Source organism: Sphingomonas sp. CCH5-D11 (assembly GCF_001557395.1).
In the GTDB taxonomy this organism is placed as follows: domain Bacteria; phylum Pseudomonadota; class Alphaproteobacteria; order Sphingomonadales; family Sphingomonadaceae; genus Sphingomonas.
The window spans coordinates 38509-57766 of record NZ_LSKH01000214.1 but is presented as its reverse complement, the minus strand read 5'-3'; the positions used below and the strand labels follow the sequence as shown (position 1 = coordinate 57766).

18 protein-coding genes and 2 tRNA genes are annotated in these 19258 nt (G+C 62.4%); 9 read left to right on the top strand and 11 right to left on the bottom strand.

Annotation, left to right across the window (positions count from 1 at the left end):
* Positions 1 to 74: 74 nt before the first annotated feature.
* A complete protein-coding gene (locus AX702_RS13505) occupies positions 75 to 854 on the top strand; it encodes a tyrosine-protein phosphatase (protein WP_066780380.1) in 780 nt (259 codons plus the stop codon).
* A 31-nt stretch (positions 855 to 885) separates the two neighbouring features.
* Here AX702_RS13505 and AX702_RS13500 read toward each other — a convergent pair whose 3' ends face one another.
* Both AX702_RS13500 and AX702_RS13495 read right to left on the bottom strand, forming a co-directional pair.
* Positions 886 to 2199: an Nramp family divalent metal transporter gene (locus AX702_RS13500; RefSeq protein ID WP_066780378.1), complete on the bottom strand. Its 1314-nt coding sequence runs from the start codon at positions 2197 to 2199 to the stop codon at positions 886 to 888.
* 32 nt (positions 2200 to 2231) lie between these two features.
* Positions 2232 to 3101 (bottom strand): phosphorylase family protein, encoded by an 870-nt coding sequence (locus AX702_RS13495; protein WP_066780376.1) that lies wholly within the window; start codon positions 3099 to 3101, stop codon positions 2232 to 2234.
* A gap of 23 nt (positions 3102 to 3124) precedes the next feature.
* On the opposite strand from AX702_RS13495, the gene AX702_RS13490 reads away from it, so the two are divergent.
* On the top strand, positions 3125 to 3541 hold the full coding sequence (locus AX702_RS13490) for a DUF2147 domain-containing protein (protein WP_066780374.1): 417 nt from the start codon (positions 3125 to 3127) through the stop codon (positions 3539 to 3541).
* 33 nt (positions 3542 to 3574) lie between these two features.
* Here the strand turns inward: AX702_RS13490 and AX702_RS13485 are convergent, their stop codons facing one another.
* Positions 3575 to 4204: a DNA-3-methyladenine glycosylase family protein gene (locus AX702_RS13485; RefSeq protein ID WP_066780372.1), complete on the bottom strand. Its 630-nt coding sequence runs from the start codon at positions 4202 to 4204 to the stop codon at positions 3575 to 3577.
* 54 nt (positions 4205 to 4258) lie between these two features.
* On the opposite strand from AX702_RS13485, the gene AX702_RS13480 reads away from it, so the two are divergent.
* Positions 4259 to 4576 (top strand): 2Fe-2S iron-sulfur cluster-binding protein, encoded by a 318-nt coding sequence (locus AX702_RS13480; protein WP_066780370.1) that lies wholly within the window; start codon positions 4259 to 4261, stop codon positions 4574 to 4576.
* Positions 4577 to 4675: 99 nt separating this feature from the next.
* On the opposite strand, the gene rlmB is transcribed toward AX702_RS13480, so the two are convergent.
* On the bottom strand, positions 4676 to 5419 hold the full coding sequence (rlmB, locus tag AX702_RS13475; RefSeq protein WP_066780368.1) for a 23S rRNA (guanosine(2251)-2'-O)-methyltransferase RlmB: 744 nt from the start codon (positions 5417 to 5419) through the stop codon (positions 4676 to 4678).
* A 240-nt stretch (positions 5420 to 5659) separates the two neighbouring features.
* Here rlmB and AX702_RS13470 point away from each other — a divergent pair.
* A tRNA-Tyr gene (locus AX702_RS13470) sits at positions 5660 to 5745 on the top strand.
* A gap of 269 nt (positions 5746 to 6014) precedes the next feature.
* Here AX702_RS13470 and AX702_RS13465 read toward each other — a convergent pair.
* Positions 6015 to 6872, bottom strand: coding sequence for a manganese catalase family protein (locus tag AX702_RS13465; protein ID WP_066780366.1), 858 nt, complete (start codon positions 6870 to 6872; stop codon positions 6015 to 6017).
* Positions 6873 to 7016: 144 nt separating this feature from the next.
* Between AX702_RS13465 and AX702_RS13460 the strand changes: the two genes are divergently transcribed.
* Entirely contained in the window at positions 7017 to 8093 is a 1077-nt protein-coding gene (locus AX702_RS13460) for a hypothetical protein (protein WP_156455488.1), read from the top strand.
* A gap of 40 nt (positions 8094 to 8133) precedes the next feature.
* Here the strand turns inward: AX702_RS13460 and AX702_RS13455 are convergent.
* Both AX702_RS13455 and AX702_RS13450 read right to left on the bottom strand, forming a co-directional pair.
* Positions 8134 to 8207, bottom strand: a tRNA-Gly gene (locus tag AX702_RS13455).
* A gap of 275 nt (positions 8208 to 8482) precedes the next feature.
* Entirely contained in the window at positions 8483 to 9394 is a 912-nt protein-coding gene (locus tag AX702_RS13450; RefSeq protein ID WP_066780362.1) for a fructose bisphosphate aldolase, read from the bottom strand.
* Positions 9395 to 9628: 234 nt separating this feature from the next.
* Between AX702_RS13450 and AX702_RS13445 the strand changes: the two genes are divergently transcribed.
* The 3 genes from AX702_RS13445 to AX702_RS13435 all read left to right on the top strand — a co-directional run bounded on the left by AX702_RS13445 (position 9629) and on the right by AX702_RS13435 (position 13984).
* On the top strand, positions 9629 to 11674 hold the full coding sequence (locus AX702_RS13445) for an NAD(+) synthase (protein WP_066780361.1): 2046 nt from the start codon (positions 9629 to 9631) through the stop codon (positions 11672 to 11674).
* Positions 11675 to 11724: 50 nt separating this feature from the next.
* On the top strand, positions 11725 to 13488 hold the full coding sequence (locus AX702_RS13440) for a sensor domain-containing diguanylate cyclase (RefSeq protein ID WP_066780360.1): 1764 nt from the start codon (positions 11725 to 11727) through the stop codon (positions 13486 to 13488).
* Positions 13489 to 13549: 61 nt separating this feature from the next.
* A complete protein-coding gene (locus AX702_RS13435; RefSeq protein ID WP_066780358.1) occupies positions 13550 to 13984 on the top strand; it encodes a PaaI family thioesterase in 435 nt (144 codons plus the stop codon).
* Positions 13985 to 13986: 2 nt separating this feature from the next.
* Here AX702_RS13435 and AX702_RS13430 read toward each other — a convergent pair whose 3' ends face one another.
* The 4 genes from AX702_RS13430 to serB all read right to left on the bottom strand — a co-directional run bounded on the left by AX702_RS13430 (position 13987) and on the right by serB (position 18288).
* Positions 13987 to 14766: an SDR family NAD(P)-dependent oxidoreductase gene (locus tag AX702_RS13430; RefSeq protein ID WP_066780357.1), complete on the bottom strand. Its 780-nt coding sequence runs from the start codon at positions 14764 to 14766 to the stop codon at positions 13987 to 13989.
* Positions 14767 to 14866: 100 nt separating this feature from the next.
* Positions 14867 to 16306: a glucoamylase family protein gene (locus tag AX702_RS13425; RefSeq protein ID WP_066780356.1), complete on the bottom strand. Its 1440-nt coding sequence runs from the start codon at positions 16304 to 16306 to the stop codon at positions 14867 to 14869.
* A 3-nt stretch (positions 16307 to 16309) separates the two neighbouring features.
* On the bottom strand, positions 16310 to 17290 hold the full coding sequence (locus AX702_RS13420; protein ID WP_066780353.1) for a LacI family DNA-binding transcriptional regulator: 981 nt from the start codon (positions 17288 to 17290) through the stop codon (positions 16310 to 16312).
* A gap of 116 nt (positions 17291 to 17406) precedes the next feature.
* A complete protein-coding gene (gene serB, locus AX702_RS13415) occupies positions 17407 to 18288 on the bottom strand; it encodes a phosphoserine phosphatase SerB (protein ID WP_066780351.1) in 882 nt (293 codons plus the stop codon).
* On the opposite strand from serB, the gene miaA reads away from it, so the two are divergent.
* Complete coding sequence (gene miaA / locus AX702_RS13410; protein WP_066780349.1) at positions 18281 to 19201, top strand: tRNA (adenosine(37)-N6)-dimethylallyltransferase MiaA; 921 nt, start codon at positions 18281 to 18283, stop codon at positions 19199 to 19201. The two genes, serB and miaA, sit on opposite strands and share 8 nt — an antisense overlap.
* The last annotated feature ends 57 nt before the right edge of the window (positions 19202 to 19258 follow it).

The window sequence follows — 19258 nt, the reverse complement described above, 5'->3', positions numbered from 1 at the left end:
AAGGGCATGGGCTCCTCTAAGCCGATCCGCTTAATTGACGCGACATTGTCATGTGGATGCGGTAGCAGTCGCGCATGAACGATCGTGTCCTCGTCTTTGAAGGTATCCACAACTTCCGTGACTATGGCGGCTATGCCGGGCGCGAGGGCCGATTGCGGCAGGGTGTCCTTTGGCGCTCTGGGCAGCATGGCGATGCCACATCCAACGATCTTGCCGGCGTCGCAAACCTCGGCATCGCGACGGTCATTGATCTTCGCGGGGATAGCGAGCGGCAGCTTATGCCTTGCCTTCGTCATGACGGCTTTGACGGCCTGGTGCTTTTCGCACCGGGCGAGACCGCCGGGTCGGAACTGGCGCCGCATGAGGAAGCGGGCAGCGGGATCACAACCGCTGCCGAGGCGCGCGCGGCGATGACGCGTTTGTACGAAAACATGCCGTTCCGGACCGTGCTGGTCCGATCGCTTACTCTATATTTCGAAGCGCTGGCGACACGCCAGGGGCCCAGCCTGCTTCATTGCCTCGCGGGCAAGGATCGCACCGGCCTTGCCGCCGCCCTGCTTCACCGGCTTCTTGGCGTCCACGAAGATGACGTGATGGCCGATTACCTGCTCACAAATGCAGCGGGCGATCAGAAGCGGCGCATTGCCGCCGCCGGTGACTCGATCCGTCAGCGTTATGGTCCACAGATCACCGATGAGGCCATCGAGACGCTGATGGGCGTGGACGCCCAGTATCTCGAGGCTGCTTCCCGCTCGATTATCGAGCATCACGGCTCCGTCGAACGCTATGCCGATGAAGTGCTGGGCGTCGACGCAGCCCGGCGTGAAGCGCTCCGCGAGCGGCTGGTGGCCTGATCGTCAACACCCGCAGCAAACTTCGGCCGAATTATCCAGTGATAAGGCCCCAGAGCATCCAGCCGTTCAAGGTGACGATCGCGGCGGCGATGCCCCACGCAAGCAATGCCAGCCACCGTGGCGCCGCCAGCGGCCCCATCATCCGCCGACTTCCGGTGAACGCTACCAGCGGCAGCACCGCGAATGGAAGTTGCAGACTGAGCACCACCTGGCTGAGGACGAGCAACTGCGTCGCTCCGTTGTCTCCCGCCAGCGCCACGCCGATCACCGCGGGGATGATCGCCAGCCCGCGCGTAATCATCCGCCGCAGCCAGAGCGGCAGACGAAGCTCAAGAAAGCCTTCCATAACGATCTGACCGGCCAAGGTGCCAGTCACGGTGGAATTCTGACCGCTCGCCAACAGCGCAACGGCGAAAACGACGCTCGCCACGCCGACGCCCAGCATGGGCGCGAGCAGGCGATGCGCTTCCTCGATCTCTGCCACTTCCGTCCGTCCCGCGACATGGAAGGTCGCGGCCGCCAACACGAGGATTGCGGCGTTGATGAAGAACGCCAGGCCAAGGCTGACGGTGGAATCGATCGTTGCCATCTTCAGCGCGTCGCGCTTTTCGGCAACCTTCGTTCCGACAGCCCGGGTCTGCACGATCGCCGAGTGCAGGTACAGGTTGTGGGGCATCACGGTCGCGCCAAGAATGCCGATGGCGATGTAGAGCATGGCGGGATTGCTGACGATTTCAGCAGACGGGATCAGTCCCACCGCGGCCGCGCCCCAGTCCGGTCCGGCCCATGCGAGCTCAAGCGCAAAGCAACCGGCGATCACGATCAGCAGCGATGCGACAAATGCCTCCAGGCGACGAAAGCCGTAGCGCTGCAATGCCAGGATCAGGAATACGTCAAGCGCCGTGACGCAGACCCCTGCGACCAGCGGCAGTCCGAACAACAGCTTCAGCGCGATCGCCGTGCCAAGCACCTCCGCCAGATCGCACGCGATGATCGCGATCTCGCACAAGAGCCACAGCACCATGGAAACCGGCCGCGAATATTGTCGTCTGCACGCCTGCGCCAAATCCATACCGGCGCCAATCCCCAACCGTGCTGACAGCGCCTGGAGCACGATTGCCATCAGGTTGGAAAGAAGAATGACGCTCAGCAGCGTGTAGCCAAAGGCCGATCCCCCGGCGATGTCGGTGGCCCAGTTCCCCGGGTCCATATAGCCGACGGCCACCAGCCAGCCGGGTCCGACAAAGGCGAACAGCCGGCGCCAGAAGCTCGCGCCTTCCGGCACCCGGATGGAGGCGTGAACCTCCGGAAGCGATCGCATCAGCTCGGCAGCAGGCGGGGTCATTCCCGCTGCAATGCGGAATTCGCTTGGGAGTTTCAACGTTTCAATCGGGAAAGAATGGCCGCGTTGCGCTCGACCAGCGCAGGATCGCGCGCCATTGATGCGGTGATGATGGCGCCGTCCAGCGCGGTATCGATCGGGGATGGAGTGCGCTCGGCGGGCAGGCTGGCGACCAGCGCCTTCACCGCCGCTCGTGCGATCGCGCCGTTGGCGGCCATGTGCGACAGGATCGCGTTCACGTCGACAGCGGCTTCGTCTTCTCGCCAGCAATCATAGTCGGTCACCATCCCGACCAGCGCGTAGGGCAGCTCGGCTTCGCGGGCGAGCCGCGCCTCCGGCATGCCGGTCATGCCGATCACGTCTCCGCCCCATGCGCGATACATCAGGCTCTCGGCGCGGGTCGAGAACTGCGGTCCCTCCATCGCGAGGTAAGTGGCGCCTTCCGTCACCCTGCCACCGGCTGCCTGCACGGCAGCGGCGGCGAATGCGGACAGCCGCTCGCACACCGGGTCCGCCAGCGACACGTGCGCCACCAGCCCCGTGCCGAAGAAGCTCGCCGGGCGGGTGACCGTGCGGTCGATGAACTGGTTGACGATGGCGAACTGGCCGGGCGCCACTTCCTCCTGCAGCGAACCGACCGAGGATAAGGCAAGTAGGTCCGTGCACCCTGCCCGCTTCAATGCGTCGATGTTCGCTCGCACCGGAATGTCATGCGGGGCGATCCGGTGTCCACGGCCATGGCGCGGCAAGAAGCGGAGTCCGACATCGCCTATGCGACCGAAGAGAATGTCGTCCGACGGCGTACCCCAGGGGCTCGCCACCGATCGCCACTCCGCATCCTCCAGGCCATCGATGGCGTAAAGGCCCGAGCCGCCGATGATCCCAATCGTCCATTGCGTGTTCATCGCGCTCCTCCGATAAGATCGGCATGACGATCATCCGCGCCGCCGCCGCCCTTTTCGCCCTCTCCCTTGCCGGGTCGGCGCATGCGGCACAACCGATCGCCGGCCGGTGGCTGACCGAAGATGGATCCGCTATCATTCAAGTGGGGCCTTGCGGCGCCAGCACGTGCGGCAGGATTGCTTCGGTGGTGAAGCCCCGCCCCGGCGCTCCCGCTACCGATGTCAACAACCCCGATGCCAAGCTTCGCGCTCGGCCGATGATCGGATTGCCGATCCTGTCCGGCTTTAGCGATGCGGGCGAGGAGTGGCGCGGCCGAATCTATGATCCGCGCAACGGCAAGAGCTACAAGTCGATCGTTACTCGCGGTGAGAATGGCACGCTGCGGGTGAAAGGGTGCGTTTCCTTCATCTGTCAGACGCAGGTCTGGAAGGCCGCCCGGTAATCCTTCATCGGCTCACCGCGCGCGCGGCGAGGATCAGACCGGCACCGCTTCTCCCTTTGCGCCATAATGGTGCCAGGCAAAGATGGCAGCGGCCCCGCGATGCGGGCTCCACGGCGCGGCGAGCTCCCGCGTCAGCTTTTCGCTGGGGCGCGTATCGTGCCCCAGGATCTTGCCTACCTCGATCTGCACCGCCAAATCACCGGCTGGCCAGATGTCCGGCCGGCCTTCTGCGAACAACAGGTAGATTTCGGCCGACCAGCGTCCGATGCCCTTTACGCGCATCAGCAGCGCAACGGCCTCATCGTCGTCCGCCGGCAAATGGGCGAAGTCCAGCCGTCCGCTGACGACCTCTTCCGAAAGGCTCCGCAGATAGGCCGTTTTTTGCCGGGACATGCCCGCGGATCGCATCTCCTCGTCGCTGGCGTGGCCGAGACGATCCAGATCCACGGGGTCTCCAATCAGGTCGATCAGCTTCCGCCACATCGCCTCGGCGGCCTTCACGCTCACCTGCTGCCCGACGATTGTTCGCATCAGCGTAACATGGCCGCGCTCGCGGATCCGGGTGGGCGGATAGCCAACGCGCTCCAAGGCTGGCGCAAATTTGGGTTCAAGCCGGGCGAGCGCATCGACGCCCTCGCGCAGCTGCTCGGCGCTCAGCCCCATTGCAGCTTGCCCTCAAGATCGGCAATGGAACAGGAAACTTGCGGGGAGAGCATAATGTCCAAGCTTATCGTCACGCTGCGGGACGGGGAAGAACGTATCATCGATGGCGCGGCGGGGCTGTCAGTCATGGAAGTCATTCGCGACGGCGGCATCGATGAAATCCTCGCGCTTTGCGGTGGTTGCTGCAGCTGCGCGACCTGCCACATCCATGTCGACCCGGAATTTGCGGACAAACTGCCGCCGATGACCGAAGACGAGAATGACCTCTTGGAATCGTCCAGCAGCCGCGATGGCACTTCCCGGCTTTCGTGTCAGCTGCCGTTCGGCCCGGAACTTGATGGCTTGAAGGTTCGGATCGCCGAGGAAGACTGAGGCTTCACCAGACACGCACCGGCATGCTGCTGCCGGTGCGTGAAGCTTCGCCTGCCACCTCATCAATCGACACTCATGAACCCTGAGCCGATGTCCCGCCTATCGCGTGGCGATAGCGTATAAGGCGATCGCCGCCGCGTTCGAAACGTTGAGGCTCTCGACATTGGGACTGATCGGGAGCTTGGCGAGCTGATCGCAATGTGCCTCGGTGTTCTGGCGCATCCCTTCGCCTTCCGCACCCAGAACCAGGGCGATCCGCCCTTCGCCCATGGACTCCCCAAGCGTTTGCGTCGCGTGCCCGGTCAGGCCGATGCGCCAGAAGCCCGCTTCCGCAATCTCGTCCAGCGCCCGCGCCAGGTTCACCACGCGAACCCACGGAACCGTCTCCAGCGCGCCAGACGCCGAGCGGGCGAGCGCTCCCGATTCCGGCGGCGCATGGCGATCCTGGGTGACGATCCCCAGGGCATCGAACGCCGCCGCCGACCGCAGCACCGCACCCACGTTATGCGGGTCGGTCACCTGATCCAGGATTACGAGTGGACGACGATCATCGCGCCCCTGATCCAGCAGATCTCCCAGCCAGATCTCCTCAAGCGGATCCACCTCCGCCACCAGCCCCTGATGCGGCGCGTCCGCCGGCACCATGCGCCCCAGATCGGCAACATCAGCGTAGACGACCGGCAGAAGCGGCGGGAGTTGCAGGTTCGCCAGCGCCTCCCGCGTGCCCCACAGCTTCTTCACGGTACGGTCAGGGTTCGCGAGCGCTGCAATCACGGCATGGCGCCCCCAGAAGCGGGGTCGGTTGCCAGGTGCTTGGCTTGGGCGATGTCCACGGCGCGCCATCAGTTCGTCTCTTCCGGTTTGATCGTAAAGGTTGGTCGGGAACGATCGAGCAGGTGCCCGCGAATGGTCGACCCGTTCGTCTGCTACGCTCCAGAACCCCCGCATAAGCGCAAAGTGCAGCGGCGGAAAGTTGGCGCCTGACAGGGAGCCAGCAAAATTCCACCACACCGTGATCACATGCGTTGACAGGCCGCCCAGGCTTCGGCATTGGGCGCCCTCGCTCTAACGAAGCGGCCCTGTGGAAGGGTGGCCGAGTGGTTAAAGGCAGCAGACTGTAAATCTGCCCACGCAAGTGTACGCTGGTTCGAATCCAGCCCCTTCCACCATCCTCTCGCCGGGTCGGGAGAGTTCCCCAAGTAGCGCGGAAATAGACCGCTCTAAACGCCGGTGTGACTTGTCGGCGTCAGCGACGAAACTCCTTTAACAACAGCACCGGAAAACCCACCAAGTTTTCGCAAGGCAGCCAAACACGCCAGCTTGCTTGGGAAAACTATTCTCGCGCTGCACTTGTCGCCCGTAACGCCTCTCTGAAGCTGCACATAGAAGGCGGGCCGATCGGCCCGCCTTCTATGTTTCTGGTTCAGCCCGAAACGGCCTAGCCGCCAATCTGCTCGGTCTGCGCCCCGCCGTCAGGCCTCGCCGGACCAAGCACCGGCTCCTCCCCCAACGGCTGTGCGCGAAAGACGCTGAATTCACCCTTGCCGTCGAACGTTTCTCCGTCGGTCCAGCGCCCTTCCGGGAAGCTGCCGTCGAGGGAGGTGACGAAGAAATCGTGGTTATGCTCCTGATTCTCTTCGCTCTGCGGGAAGCTGTTCGGGATCGGCAATGCCGCGCGCAGCCCGCCCATATCCTCGAGCGCCGCGAGCCATTGTTGCTGATGCATGGTATCCCGAGCAATAAGGAACCGGAGCATATCCTTCATACCTGGATCTTCAGTGGCATTGAACAATCGCACTGCAAGAACACGACCGGTGCTCTCGGCAGCTACGTTGCAGAACATGTCAGCCGCTGCGTTCCCACTGGCGTAAATATGGCTCATGTTGAACGGCACGCCGTCAGAATCGATGGGCATCGCTGCCATGCCGGACGACAGCAAATTCTTGTGGATGATCCCTTCAATCGCGTGCTTGGCATTGCCGCCGCCCATAACGGCACCGACGATACTGTCGGTTGCGCCTTCCTCCTGAGCAGAGCTCGGCGCCGTCTCGAGGTTCAAGGCCACTGCTGTAGCCAGCATTTCAATGTGCCCTAGTTCTTCCGTTGCCGTGTTCAGCAACAGGTCCCGATATTTCGTGGTCGGCGCACGGTTGCCCCACGCTTGGAAAAAGTATTGCATGGCGACACGGATCTCACCTTCGACCCCGCCGATCGCTTGCTGGAGCATTCGGGCAAACTGGGGATTAGGCGTATCCACACGAACCGGATACTGAAGCCGTCGGTCATGATAATACATGGGGAGCCTCTCTCGCTATCGCTGTAGCGCATCCCCGAACGCATCCAGGCCGGAACAGTTTATTACGCAGCCGAACAAAGTCGGCTTTTCTCCATAACTTAGGTTAAAGTGGTCACAACTTCTACGAAGAGGTATTGCGACAAGATGTTTGAAGCTGATCCGCCAGTATCTCGACGGCTCGTGATCCATGCGGGGCTGGGCAAGTCGGGATCGTCCGCAATCCAGAAATACTGTCGCGAGCAGGGCGCCGCACTGCGCAACGACGACGCCGGCTACCTCGGTATGTACCTGGAACGTGGGGAGACCACGCAGCATGATTTTACCTCTTCGGATGATCTCGCTCGCGCGTTGACCGACGATCCAAACATCGAAGACCGGCTCGTCTCGCTGATCACGCAACGCATGCAGGCCCGACCGGCGATCAGGACCTTCATCTGGAGCCACATCGAACTGGCCATGCATGCGGACCTGTTGTCGAAGGTCGCCGCGAGGCTTGCGCCGGTCTGCAGCGTGGAGATCATTCTGTATTTTCGACATCAGGCGAGTTGGTTGATCTCCGCCTACCTGCAATGGGGCGTGAAACACAAATCGACGCCAGGTCCGATACCGACCTTCAGAGACTGGCTTCCTGAAGCGAAATCACGCGGCGCCGATTATCGGCAGGTGATCGAAAGCTGGCAAAAGGCTGTCGGACCGGAGCGACTGCATATTCGCTCCTACGATCAAACGCCTGATGTGGTCAGCGACTTTCTCGTCACTGCCGGTCTGCCAGCAACGGATGGAACTGCCGAAGCAAACTGGCACTACCGTACGCCCGATCCCACGATCATGACGCTGTATCGGCTTTTTCAGGGGCAGAATGAAGGCGCGGCCCTGCCCGGCACGCTTCAGCGCTTGCTCGCGACGAATGGCGTCGAGAAGAAGCGATATCGGGATGTCGATCCCGCATCGACTGTTCCTTCCGCTGAGAAATGGGGAGAGTTCGTCACGGCGTTCGGGCAAGAAAATGCAGCACTCGCGCGTGATTTCGGCCTTATCCTCAACCCTCCGCACCGCGCTCCGGAGCCCGATCCTGGGTATGCTGCGCCGGCCACGGTCGTGCCCGCATTACTGGACCTGATTATCTCGATGGATCGACGCATCGCGGTCCTGGAGCGGCGCTTGAACGGAATGAGCGCGGCAAACGGCACCTCGATCGAACAAGAAGGTGATGTTCTTTAGGAACGCTGGCCGGTCAGCCGACCGCGCCTCAACGTGCCGGTGGAGCGGGTAACGGGAATCGAACCCGTGTATTCAGCTTGGAAGGCTGCTGCACTACCATTGTGCTATACCCGCGCATCCATCGGACGGGCGCTCACTGCCACGATCAACCGTCGGCGGTCAACTGCATCCTAAACTTACATTTCCCGGTCGTCGAACGGAGTGCGCGGCGAATGAACAAAGTTCCAATTGGCCGTACGGCACCCACTTGGAGCCCTGCCTTCGCCGATTGTTCATAGGTTTCAGCCATCGCCCGTTAATGAAACGGGCCGATCGCACGTGTCGATCAGCCCGATGCATTTCACTTCTATGATCCTGACGCGGTCATTCCGGCTACGACCCGGAAGCCATTAAGCCGCGGCCGACAGCGCCTCCTTTTTCGCCGATGCGGTCCAGATCTGATCGATCGCCGCGCCAAGAGATTCATTGAATTCGGCGTCGCTCATACCGTGGCGGAGATCCTCGAGCAGCGCGCGGCTGAAGCTGGCGATAACCCCATGGTTGCGGGCAAGCTCACGACACGCTTCCGGACGGGCATAGCCACCGGAAAGCGCGACGACGCGCAGGACGCGCGGATGTTCTACCAGCGGCAGGAACAGGTCGGGCTTCGTCGGCAAGGAAAGCTTCAGCATCACCTTCTGATCGCCACCCATCGCGTCGAGTGCCTTGGTCAGCTCTTCGAGCAGGATGGCGTCCGCCTCGGCACGCTCGGCGCTCTTGATGTTGACTTCCGGTTCGATGATCGGAACCAACCCATGGGAGAGGACCTGCTGCGCAACTTCGAACTGCTGCGCCACAACGGCCGCGATGCCCTCACGATTGGCAAGGTTGATCACCGAACGCTCTTTGGTTCCGAAAACGCCCAGCTTGGCCGCGCGATCGAGCAGCGCATCCAGCCCCGGCATTGCCTTCATGAGCTGAACGCCGTTGTCTTCGTCTTCCAGCCCCTTGTCGATCTTCAGAAAAGGCACAACGCCGCGGTCTTGCAACGCCTGCGGGACGGGTTTGCCGCCGGCTTGGCCATCCATGGTCCGCTCGAACAGAATGGCGCCAATCACCTTGTCGCCCGTGAACACCGGTGAGGTGATGATGCGTGCGCGCATGTCATGGATGAGGCCGAACATCTCCTCTTCTGTAGACCAGGCCCCCTCTTCGATGCCGTACCCCTTCAGCGCCTTCGGCGTGGAGCCACCCGACTGATCAAGAGCGGCGATGAAACCCTGGCCTTCTGCAATCTTGGCGGTCATCTCAGCAGGAGTCATGATCAGCTTCCCCTCACATTGTTGCGTTGCGTTGCGTCATTAAGGACGCTGGTCGGGTTTGACCAGCGGCTCCCCCAATTGGGGAGGGCAGCGGAACGGCGATCAGCACAGGTCTCCGGCGAACAAACAAGCGCAATGACCGTTGTCCGGCACCAATGTCGTGATCGCAACGAGGCGAGCTGTTCGGCATAGCCTCCTTGGCGTCGCGTCAGAAAGAAGGATAACGGTTCCGCAATGAACGAGCGCTTCACTTCCATTCACCACCACCGCATGCTTCGCGTGGCGGCGGCTACTCCGATCGCCAGTGTCGGAGACACGGTTGCGAACGCGAAGGCAACGCTGGAGTTGGCGGCACGCGCGCACAAAGAAGCGGTCGACCTTGTCGTTTTCCCCGAGCTTAACCTCAGCTCCTACGCGATCGATGATCTGCACCTCCAGTCCGCGCAGCAGAATGCGTCCTGTGAGGCGCTCCTCGCCGTAGCCGAGGGCACGGCAAACCTCAGACCTGTCCTTCTTGTGGGTGTGGCACTGCCAAGGAACGGCAGGCTGTATAACTGTGCCGTCGCGGTCGCCCGGGGCAAGATCCTGGGTGTGGTCCCCAAGACTTTCCTGCCGAACTACCGGGAATATTACGAAAAGCGCTGGTTTAGCAGCGGATCCGGTCTGACCGGGCGTTCGATGGACCTGAACGGGCAAACGGTGCCTTTCGGCACCGATCTCTTATTTCAGGCGGCGGATCTGCCGCATTTCTTCTTCCACGCCGAAATCTGCGAGGATTACTGGTCGCCCACCCCGCCCTCCACTGCGGGCGCGCTTGCTGGCGCCTTGGTCTGCTGCAATCTCTCTGCATCAAATGTGGTGATCGGGAAATCGCGAGAGCGGGCGATGCTCTCCGCTGCACAATCCGCGCGCGCCGTTTGCGCCTACGTCTATTCCGCCGCAGGCCCTGGCGAAAGCACGACCGATCTCGCATGGGATGGCCAAGGCACGATCCACGAACTCGGTGAGCCGCTGGCAACCTCCACACGCTTCGCGCTCGATCCTGAGCTGGTGATAGCGGACGTGGATTGTGAGCGCCTGACCCAGGAACGTCTACGGACGGGCACGTTCGGGGACGCAGCGGCCTTTTCCGGCCACCCTGAGACTCGGTTTCGACGTATCGCGTTCAATCACGCTCCCGATTACGCCGACGTTGGGCTCAAGCGGGCGATACGGCGCTTTCCCTTCGTTCCCGACACCCCGTCCCGCCTTGATGAGGATTGCTACGAAGCGTTCAACATCCAGGTAGAAGGATTGCTGAAGCGGGTCGTTGCCACGGGTGTGGAGCGATTGGTGATCGGCGTGTCCGGGGGGCTTGATTCCACACATGCGCTGATCGTAGCGGCAAAGGCGCTGGACCGTCTGGGCCGTCCTCGTTCGGACATACTTGGCATCACCATGCCGGGGTTCGCGACTAGCGAAGGCACGAAGGATAATGCCTGGAAACTGATGCATGCGCTCGGCATCACCGCCGAAGAAATCGATATTCGTCCCGCCGCTCGGACCATGCTGGAAGGGATGGCTCACCCTTACGCCAAGGGTGAGCCCGTCTATGACGTCACCTTCGAAAATGTTCAGGCTGGCCTGCGGACAGACTATCTCTTCCGCATCGCCAACCAGCGTCGCGGCATCGTGGTCGGCACGGGCGATCTCAGCGAGCTCGCCCTCGGCTGGTGCACCTATGGCGTCGGCGACCATATGAGCCACTATGGCGTCAACGCAGGCGTGCCCAAGACGTTGATCCAGTTCCTGATCCGCTGGTGCATTGCGACGGATCAATATGATCCGCAGACCGATGCGGTCCTTGAGGCTATTCTGGCCCAGGAGATTTCACCCGAGCTGGTGCCCGCTGACGAATCCGGCGCAATGCAAAGCACCGAAAGCAAGATCGGTCCCTATTCGCTGAACGACTTCTTCACGCATTACGTGATCCGCCATGGGCTCGCCCCTTCCAAGATCGCCTTTCTCGCCTGGCATGCTTGGCGAGATGTGGATGCCGGACGGTGGCCAATCGGATATCCGGAGGAAGCGCGTACGGCTTACGACATTGATGTGGTGAAAGGCTGGCTGGAAAAGTTTCTCGTCCGCTTCTTCCAGACGAGCCAATTCAAGCGATCGGCCCTGCCGAACTCGCCCAAGGTGTCGGCGGGCGGCGCCGTGTCTCCGCGGGGTGACTGGCGCGCGCCTTCGGATGGCACTGCCTCCTCGTGGCTGGCGGAACTGGCGGCGAACGGACCCTGATTTTTAGCCAAGCAACGCGCCGTTTACGCTCTGCTTGTATCGGCCGCGTCATGGCGACCACCACACAACCGCGAATCGCCTCTTCGATCTTACTTGGCTGCGCATATTTCGTCATTTGCGCAGGGACGCTCCGTCTCACCCGTTTCGACGAAGGCGTCGCATTTCTGTGGATCGCGACGGCGCTTCTCACGGCATGGCTGAACACCCGGCCGTTCCAGCAATGGATGGCGCCGCTGGCCGCCTGCGCGGTTGCAAGCGCCAGTGCGACCGCCCTTTGGGGCCTCGGGCCGCAGATGGCGCTTCCCTTTGCGGCCATCAACATGTTCGAAGCGGCCGTTGGCGCTGCTTTTCTCAACCGCCTGGCACCACATCGGTCAGTGCTGGATTCCCACCGCTGGCTTGTGATCTTCGCCCTTGCGGCTGGTGTCATCGCACCCTTTCTCTCAGCCCTTCTGGCTGCGAGCGTGCTATCGCTGGGTGCCGATCAGCCCTTTCTGAGGAATGCGCTGAACTGGTACAGCGGGCATGCCCTCGGCACGCTGACGTTCATGCCCATTTTCCTGCTGGTCATGCGTGGCGACGCTACCCGCCTCATGAAGCGAATGGACCGGCGCAAGGCAGCGGAATTCTGCGCCCTGGTGACGCTGGTTGCGGTAGTCAGCTATGTCAGCTTCGCCCAGGACCGCCTTCCGCTGCTGTTCCTGCCCATGCTGCCGACGGTGCTTGCCACCTTCCGCGGAGGTGCTCTTTCGACCGCCGCCTCGATCGTCATTCTCGCGGTGATCGGTGGGACGCTAACGTTCCAAGGGCATGGACCCATCGGCCTGATTGACGCGCCACTTGGCGCAAGAATGCAGTTCCTCCAGCTCTATATCGCGTGCGCGATGCTGACGATCCTGCCAGCCAACGCGGAACTGCAGCAACGCGCCAAACTCTTCCGACAATTGCGTGAAAGTGAAGCGCGGTACCGCGTGCTCATGGAAAACTCGACCGACATCGTTATCAATCTCGATCGATCAGGACGACTGCTGTTCGCTTCAGCATCAATCCGACAGATCAGCGGCTTCGCCCCAGAAAAACTGATCGGCCGCAGGATTGGTGGCTTGCTCCTCGAGGCGGACGGGGAGCGGGCGCGTGCATCGTTCCGCCGCATCGTGGCGGATCCGGATCGCACCCATGTGAATGAATATCGCGGCGTGATCGAAACTGGGGACGTCCGCTGGTTCGAAACACACAGCCGCGCGGTCACCGACGAAACTGGCACGGTTACGGGTGTCGTCAGCGCGATCCGGGACATTTCGAACAGAAAGGCGCACGAAGAGCGTCTGGCGCGTGCCGCTTTGACGGATCCGCTCACTGGGCTCGCCAATCGCCGGGGCCTGGACGAGGAGCTCAGGGCCCGTCTTTCCTCCGGTTCGGGAGGGTGCCTCGCCCTGTTCGACCTCGATCATTTTAAGCGTGTCAACGATACGCACGGGCACGCTGCAGGCGATGAGGTGCTGCGCCGCTTCGCCGCTCTCGCCCGAGCCAGCGTCCGCGATCAGGATCTGGTGGCGCGACTTGGCGGAGAAGAGTTCGCGGTCGTCCTGCCAGATGCAACGATCAGCCAGGCGGCGCTGGTCTGCGAACGACTGCGCCAGACGATTGCGGAAGTGGGCGTGCAAGCTGAGGGTGCGCTCATTTTCGTCACAGTAAGCGGAGGGGTCGCTCCATACCTGCGCAATCAGCCGCCGGAAGAGGTGCTGCGTTCCGCCGATCAGGCACTCTACAAGGCTAAGCATGCCGGGCGCGACCAGCTGGCGCTGGCCGCCTGATACCCCGCTCTTGATAGCGCCAGCCGCAGCGGACATCATGCGCGTTAAAAAGAGAGGCTGAATGAGCGATCAGGATGATGCACTGCCGGAGCTGAGCCGCACCTTGGGGCTGGTTCGAGTGATCGAAATGGATGTGGAGGGCCGAGCACGGCTCGAATATCGCGCGGGTCACCACATGTGCCACTCAGGCGGCGTCGTTCAGGGAGGCTTTGTGACCGGTTGGATCGACGCTGCCATGGCGCATGCGGCGATCGCGATGGGCGGCCCCGATATCGTCCCCATGTCGCTTGAACTGAAGGTAAGTTTCTTCGCACCCGCCCGGCCGGGACTCGTGATCGCGGAAGGCTGGGTAGAGCGCCGGGGCCGCAGCACCTGCTTCTTCGAAGGACGACTGCTCGACGCTACCGGCCGCGTCCTTGCAAAGGCCAGTTCGACCCTGATGCTCGCTTCGCGCGGCCGGGTCGAACAAGCCTCTGCGGCTGCCCTTCCAGCCTGATTTCAGGCGTTGCGCGCCATCAGACCACCATCGACGGGAATAATGGCGCCTGTGACGAAGCTTGCGCCCGGCGCGCACAGGCTTGCCGTCATGAACGCTACTTCCTCCGGCAGACCATAGCGGCGTAGCGCCGTCCGGCGTGCAGCATAGATCTGCTTTGCCTCATCCGGGATCGCTTGAGTCATTCCTGTCTCGACCGGGCCCGGGCAGATGCAATTGACCGTGATGCCCGACTTGCCGAGTTCCACCGCGAGGCTACGGGTCAGACCAATGACGCCAGCTTTCGCGGCAGAGTAAGCACTGAATCCGGCGGTAGCGCCCAGCCCCTCGGTCGAGGCGATGTTGACGATCCGCGGGTTCGCGGCGCGCCGAAGGTGGGGGAGAGCCGCGCGGATCAGGCGCTGATGCGCGGTCAACAGGACGGAAAGGTGCCGATCCCAATGCTGATCGTAGCGATCATCGTCGATCGGCAGATTGGCAGAGATCCCCGCATTGTTCACGATGATCGACAGATCGCCGAACGCCGCGGCTACGTCCTGAACGACGCTGGTCATGTGGGTGGCATCCGCCACATCGAGCGCCCACGCCTTGGCCCGTAAGCCCTCACCCGTGATTTCATCCGCAACCGACTGGGCCGCTTCGAGCCGCACGTCTGTTACAGCAACGCTGGACCCGGCCCGAGCCAGTAGGACGGCTGTCGCCCTGCCCATTCCGCTGGCGGCACCGGTGACGATCGCACCCGCGCCATCCAGGCGACTGATTACCTCTGGCACAGCCCGCATCCTCTCTCTCCCTCGGTTTATCGACGATTTTTATTCTTTACCGATATGACATTCTCATCCGGGCCCATGGCCCATCAATTGCGCAAAAGGCTCGCTTCTTCTAATCGGACTTCTGCTCGATCCATCCTCCGGTGAACCCCGCGCGCGTCAACCCGCGACGTAGCACCGGAGAGCGCCGCATGATCTTCCACACGAAATCACTTCGCGCATTCGCAGCCTGAACAAGGATCAGCGCCTGCGTTAGCGCAAGATAGTCTCCCGCCACCCATCCGCTCTGCAGGTTGAGATTGCCCGTTTCAACTTTCCGGTCAGTGAAACGGAAGCTCGGATTGTACCCATTCAGGAAACCATATTCACGGTACAAGCCCGGAACGGCCATGAACGCCTTGGCGGCGGGAAGCACGATCTCGGGCGCGAACGGCAGACTCCCGAGCGATGCGGCAGGCGACAATGTGCCGTCATCCCTCTCCCCCGGCAGATCGAGCGGGCCTCGCCGGGCATAGCCGTGGAACGTGCGTGTCTCGCCCTTGAACGGCAGTTGAAACGCACCGGGCCCGTCGCTCGCCGTCAAGCCCCAAAGGTCTGCGGAATAGCCGTCCCACCGCATCGGATTGGCGATGCAATAGGCTCGGTTGGCGTAGGTCGCCCTGCGGCTGTTCTCGAAGTAATCGAAGCCGGCGCCGCGCATCACCGTGTCGCGGATCCCGCGGAAATCGATCCACATATGGCCAAGCTGATGGCCGCATAAAGGACCGTAAGCAAGGTGGCGGGTCTCACCTTCGCCTCGCCACAAGCGCGGATAGGGTGCACTCCAGGCCTCCCAGGCGCCGTCCTCCACGGCATGGCGCGCCGATCCCAGTGCCAGGAGTACGGCGGTCAGCCCCTCATTGTAGCCAATCACACCGGAGCGGGCGAAGCCGCCCTCCGGACGCCAACTCTGCGATATCTCCGCGCTGCCGTTCTGAAACCAAAGCCACTCGGCGCGATCCACGATGTCCGTCGCGCGGCGGCGAACCTCCTGCTCGTCTTCGTTATCGCCGCTCCACCATCCGGCGGCAAAGAGCATCCCGAGATGAAGGGAGGCGGTGTCCACGCTGGAAATTTCGGCCTTCTTGTACCGCGCGCCGCTTCTCATATCGATCAAGCGATAAAAGAAGCCGCGATGGCCGCTCATCCCACTGGGTCCCTCACCCTGCGGCGCCTCATCGAAGAAGCGAAGCGCCGCGCGTGTCAGGGTCAGCGCCAGATCCCGGCTGATCCAACCACGATCGACCGCCATCGGCCAGATCGCCAATGCCGCGCCCACTGCGGCGATATTGGCCGCGCTCGGGCTTGGCCACCGGTCGGGAATCAGGCCGTTCGCCGCATTCACCGTGTCCCGGAAATAGCGGAAGGTGCGATATTCGATCTCTTCGTAGAAGTCGGGCAGCGCCGGCGGCTTGGGACTTGGCGTGACCGGAATGGCCGGATCGGCACACCCCGACGCTAGTCCCGCAAGGCCAAATGAGGTGTTCGCAAGGAATGTCCGGCGATCAAGCATTCGTTACTCCAGCACGCTCGTACCGCGAACCACAAGCGCCGGCACGATGGTCTCGTCGACGGGCGTCCCTGCTTCGCCCACCAAGGTTTCGATCAGATGTGCGGCCGCACGCGCGCCCATCTCCGCCATTTGAACCCGCATGGTGGTGAGCGAGAGATATCGCGCGAGCGGAACATCATCGAAGCCGCCAACCGCCACGTCGGCCGGCACCCTTCGTCCAGCCGCTCGCAGCGCATGCAGAACGCCAAGCGCCATCATGTCATTCGCCGCGAACACGGCGTCGAAAGGGACATTGTCGGCAAGCATTGGATTGATTGCGTCTGCGCCAGATTGCTCAGTGAAGTCGCCGTGCGTCACGCGGAGCTCAACCTGGGCGGGAAGAGCAGCGCTACAACCCTCCAGCCGCTCCCGCGCATCAGAGTTGACGGCCGGTCCGGCAACATGAACGATACGTCGCCGACCCTGCTCTATCAGATGGCGGATCATCGCCGTTGCGCCGGCGCGGTTGTCGACCCGCAGCCTGCCTTCCTTCGTCTCCACGTGCGTATTGATCGTCACGGTCGGCATGTTTGACGGCAACATGGCCGCGAGCGCCAACGGATCGACGTTCGGGGCCATCAGAACGAGCCCGTCGATACGCCCCCGCATCGCGCGTAGCGCCTTCAACGCATGATCCGTGTCGGGCTGAATATTTGAAAGAAGAAGGTGGTACCCGCGCGCACTTGCCTCTCGGTCCATGCCGCGGATCATTTCGGAAAAGAATTCACTGTGTAGATCCGGCAGCACTACGCCGATTGCATGTGTTCGCGAGAGGCTGAGGCTTCGCGCGCCGGCGTGCGGCACATAACCAAGGTCATCCACCGCGGCGAGCACGCGAGCGCGCGTTTCCGGATGAACATTGGCGGCGCCGTTCAGGGTTCTGGATACTGACGCGACCGAGACAGAAGCGAGGCGCGCCACGTCCCGGATCGTGGCCCCTGTCATTTAACTCCTCTCCAGCAGTGCGGGTAAGTCGCAACAACCTACGGAACCGGTTACAGCCGCGCAACGATCATGACGCGGCTCTACCGTCAACGAAACGATTAGCTGCCCTTCGCGGATCAGCTGCCCACCCACTCCGACCGGCGGATCCCTTGCGCCCAAAGAAGTGCGGTCAGATCATTATTGTCGATGCGAGCCGCTGCGGCGGCAGCGACGACTGGCTTGGCACGATAGGCGACACCCAGACCGGCGATGTCGATCATTGCCAGATCATTGGCTCCATCGCCCACTGCCAGCGTAAGCTCTTCCGCAAGGCCGAGTTCGGCGCGCGCCTCTCTAAGCGTCCTTTCCTTGGTCGACGAATCCACGATAGGCTTCGAAACCGTCCCGGCCAGTACCCCCTTACCCACCTCAAGAACGTTCGCGATGGCTCGGTCGAAGCCAATGTCCGCTGCAACGGGCTCCGCAAATGCGGTGAACCCGCCCGACACAAGAATGGTCTTGGCGCCACGCGATCGCATCGTGCGAACCAGCGTACGCGCGCCCGGCATCAGGCGCACGCGTTCGTTCCGACACTGCTCGATCGCTGCGGCATCTAGGCCCTTCAGCAAGGCGACGCGCGCGTCTAGAGCCGCGGCAAAGTCCAGTTCGCCACGCATGGCCGCCTCGGTAATTTCCGCGATCTGCAGCTTGATTCCGGCATAATCCGCCAGTTCGTCGATGCATTCGACGGTGATCATGGTCGAATCCATGTCCGCGACCAACAAGCGCTTCTCGCGTCGATCGCTTGGCTGAACCACCACGTCCACGCCGTCGAACACGCCCTGCAGAGTGGTTCTGGCGGCCACCAGGCCCACTTCGAAGCCGATATCAGCCGCATCTCCTTCGTCCAGCCACGCCCAGCCGCTCGGCACGCAACCCGCAGTCGCGAGGCGCTCAACGGCCGACGAGAGGGTCTGGGGCGATAGGCGGCCCGCTGCTATCAAGGTTGCAGTGAACAAGAAACTTTCCCTTCCGAAGCTGGCGCTCATCGCAGGGCCTACCGCCAGCGGCAAGTCATCACTGGCCATGGCCGTGGCGCGGCAAACAGGCGGCGTGATCATCAATGCCGATGCCAGCCAGGTGTATCGGGATCTGCGCATCATCACAGCACGCCCGACAATCGAGGATGAGAGCGAGGCCGAGCACCGCCTCTACGGCTATATCGGCGGAGCGGAGGCCTGCTCCGCCGCTCGCTGGGCACAGGATGCGCGTGAAACAATCCGCGATCTGATCTCCGACGACCGGATGCCGATCGTCACGGGAGGTACCGGTCTCTACATGCGCACGTTGCTGGACGGAATCGCGCCAGTCCCTTCGATCGATCCGGCGATCCGAAAAAGCGTGCGTGCATTGCCGGTTGCGGAGACGCATGCAGCATTGCGCACCGAGGATCCGCAGGCGGCGGCGCGGCTTGCGCCCACCGACAGCACGCGGGTGGCACGCGCGCTTGAGGTGGTCCGATCCACTGGTCGACCCCTTTCCACTTGGCAGGCAGAGCGGACCGGCGGCATCGCAGATGAAGTGACGGTCTTGCCGATGATCATCCTGCCGGATCGCCAGGAATTATATGAGCGGATCGAAGCGCGGCTGCAGTCGATGTTCATGCAAGGCGCTGTGGAAGAAGTCGCAGCCCTCCTGGAGCAACCGGACGTGCCTCCTGAGGCGCCGATCCGCCGAGCTATCGGCGTGGAGGAGATCGCGACCATGCTCCGGGGCGAGATCACGACGAGCGAAGCCATCTCGCAATCCGTGCTTGCCACCCGGCGTTATGCCAAGCGGCAATTCACGTGGTTCCGCCATCAGTTTCCGGGCGACTGGCCACATGTGATAGATCCCAGGCTCGTCAATGTGAAAGAATATTTCAACAACTAGCCTTGACGCGCAATTTTAAGCGGCGTAGCGCGCGCCCCACTCCCGCCGTGACCATGC

What these genes read in the sequence shown, in the direction of transcription:
- AX702_RS13500 (WP_066780378.1), bottom strand. Translation starts at nt 2,199, where the DNA reads ATGACCCCGCCTGCTGCCGAGCTGATGCGATCGCTTCCGGAGGTTCAC.
- rlmB (WP_066780368.1), bottom strand. Translation starts at nt 5,419, where the DNA reads ATGGCGCGCCGTGGACATCGCCCAAGCCAAGCACCTGGCAACCGACCC.
- AX702_RS13435 (WP_066780358.1), top strand. Translation starts at nt 13,550, where the DNA reads ATGAGCGATCAGGATGATGCACTGCCGGAGCTGAGCCGCACCTTGGGG.
- AX702_RS13465 (WP_066780366.1), bottom strand. Translation starts at nt 6,872, where the DNA reads ATGTATTATCATGACCGACGGCTTCAGTATCCGGTTCGTGTGGATACG.
- AX702_RS13420 (WP_066780353.1), bottom strand. Translation starts at nt 17,290, where the DNA reads ATGACAGGGGCCACGATCCGGGACGTGGCGCGCCTCGCTTCTGTCTCG.
- AX702_RS13445 (WP_066780361.1), top strand. Translation starts at nt 9,629, where the DNA reads ATGAACGAGCGCTTCACTTCCATTCACCACCACCGCATGCTTCGCGTG.
- AX702_RS13450 (WP_066780362.1), bottom strand. Translation starts at nt 9,394, where the DNA reads ATGACTCCTGCTGAGATGACCGCCAAGATTGCAGAAGGCCAGGGTTTC.
- AX702_RS13480 (WP_066780370.1), top strand. Translation starts at nt 4,259, where the DNA reads ATGTCCAAGCTTATCGTCACGCTGCGGGACGGGGAAGAACGTATCATC.
- AX702_RS13460 (WP_156455488.1), top strand. Translation starts at nt 7,017, where the DNA reads ATGTTTGAAGCTGATCCGCCAGTATCTCGACGGCTCGTGATCCATGCG.
- AX702_RS13430 (WP_066780357.1), bottom strand. Translation starts at nt 14,766, where the DNA reads ATGCGGGCTGTGCCAGAGGTAATCAGTCGCCTGGATGGCGCGGGTGCG.
- AX702_RS13485 (WP_066780372.1), bottom strand. Translation starts at nt 4,204, where the DNA reads ATGGGGCTGAGCGCCGAGCAGCTGCGCGAGGGCGTCGATGCGCTCGCC.
- AX702_RS13490 (WP_066780374.1), top strand. Translation starts at nt 3,125, where the DNA reads ATGACGATCATCCGCGCCGCCGCCGCCCTTTTCGCCCTCTCCCTTGCC.
- AX702_RS13505 (WP_066780380.1), top strand. Translation starts at nt 75, where the DNA reads ATGAACGATCGTGTCCTCGTCTTTGAAGGTATCCACAACTTCCGTGAC.
- AX702_RS13440 (WP_066780360.1), top strand. Translation starts at nt 11,725, where the DNA reads ATGGCGACCACCACACAACCGCGAATCGCCTCTTCGATCTTACTTGGC.
- AX702_RS13425 (WP_066780356.1), bottom strand. Translation starts at nt 16,306, where the DNA reads ATGCTTGATCGCCGGACATTCCTTGCGAACACCTCATTTGGCCTTGCG.
- AX702_RS13495 (WP_066780376.1), bottom strand. Translation starts at nt 3,101, where the DNA reads ATGAACACGCAATGGACGATTGGGATCATCGGCGGCTCGGGCCTTTAC.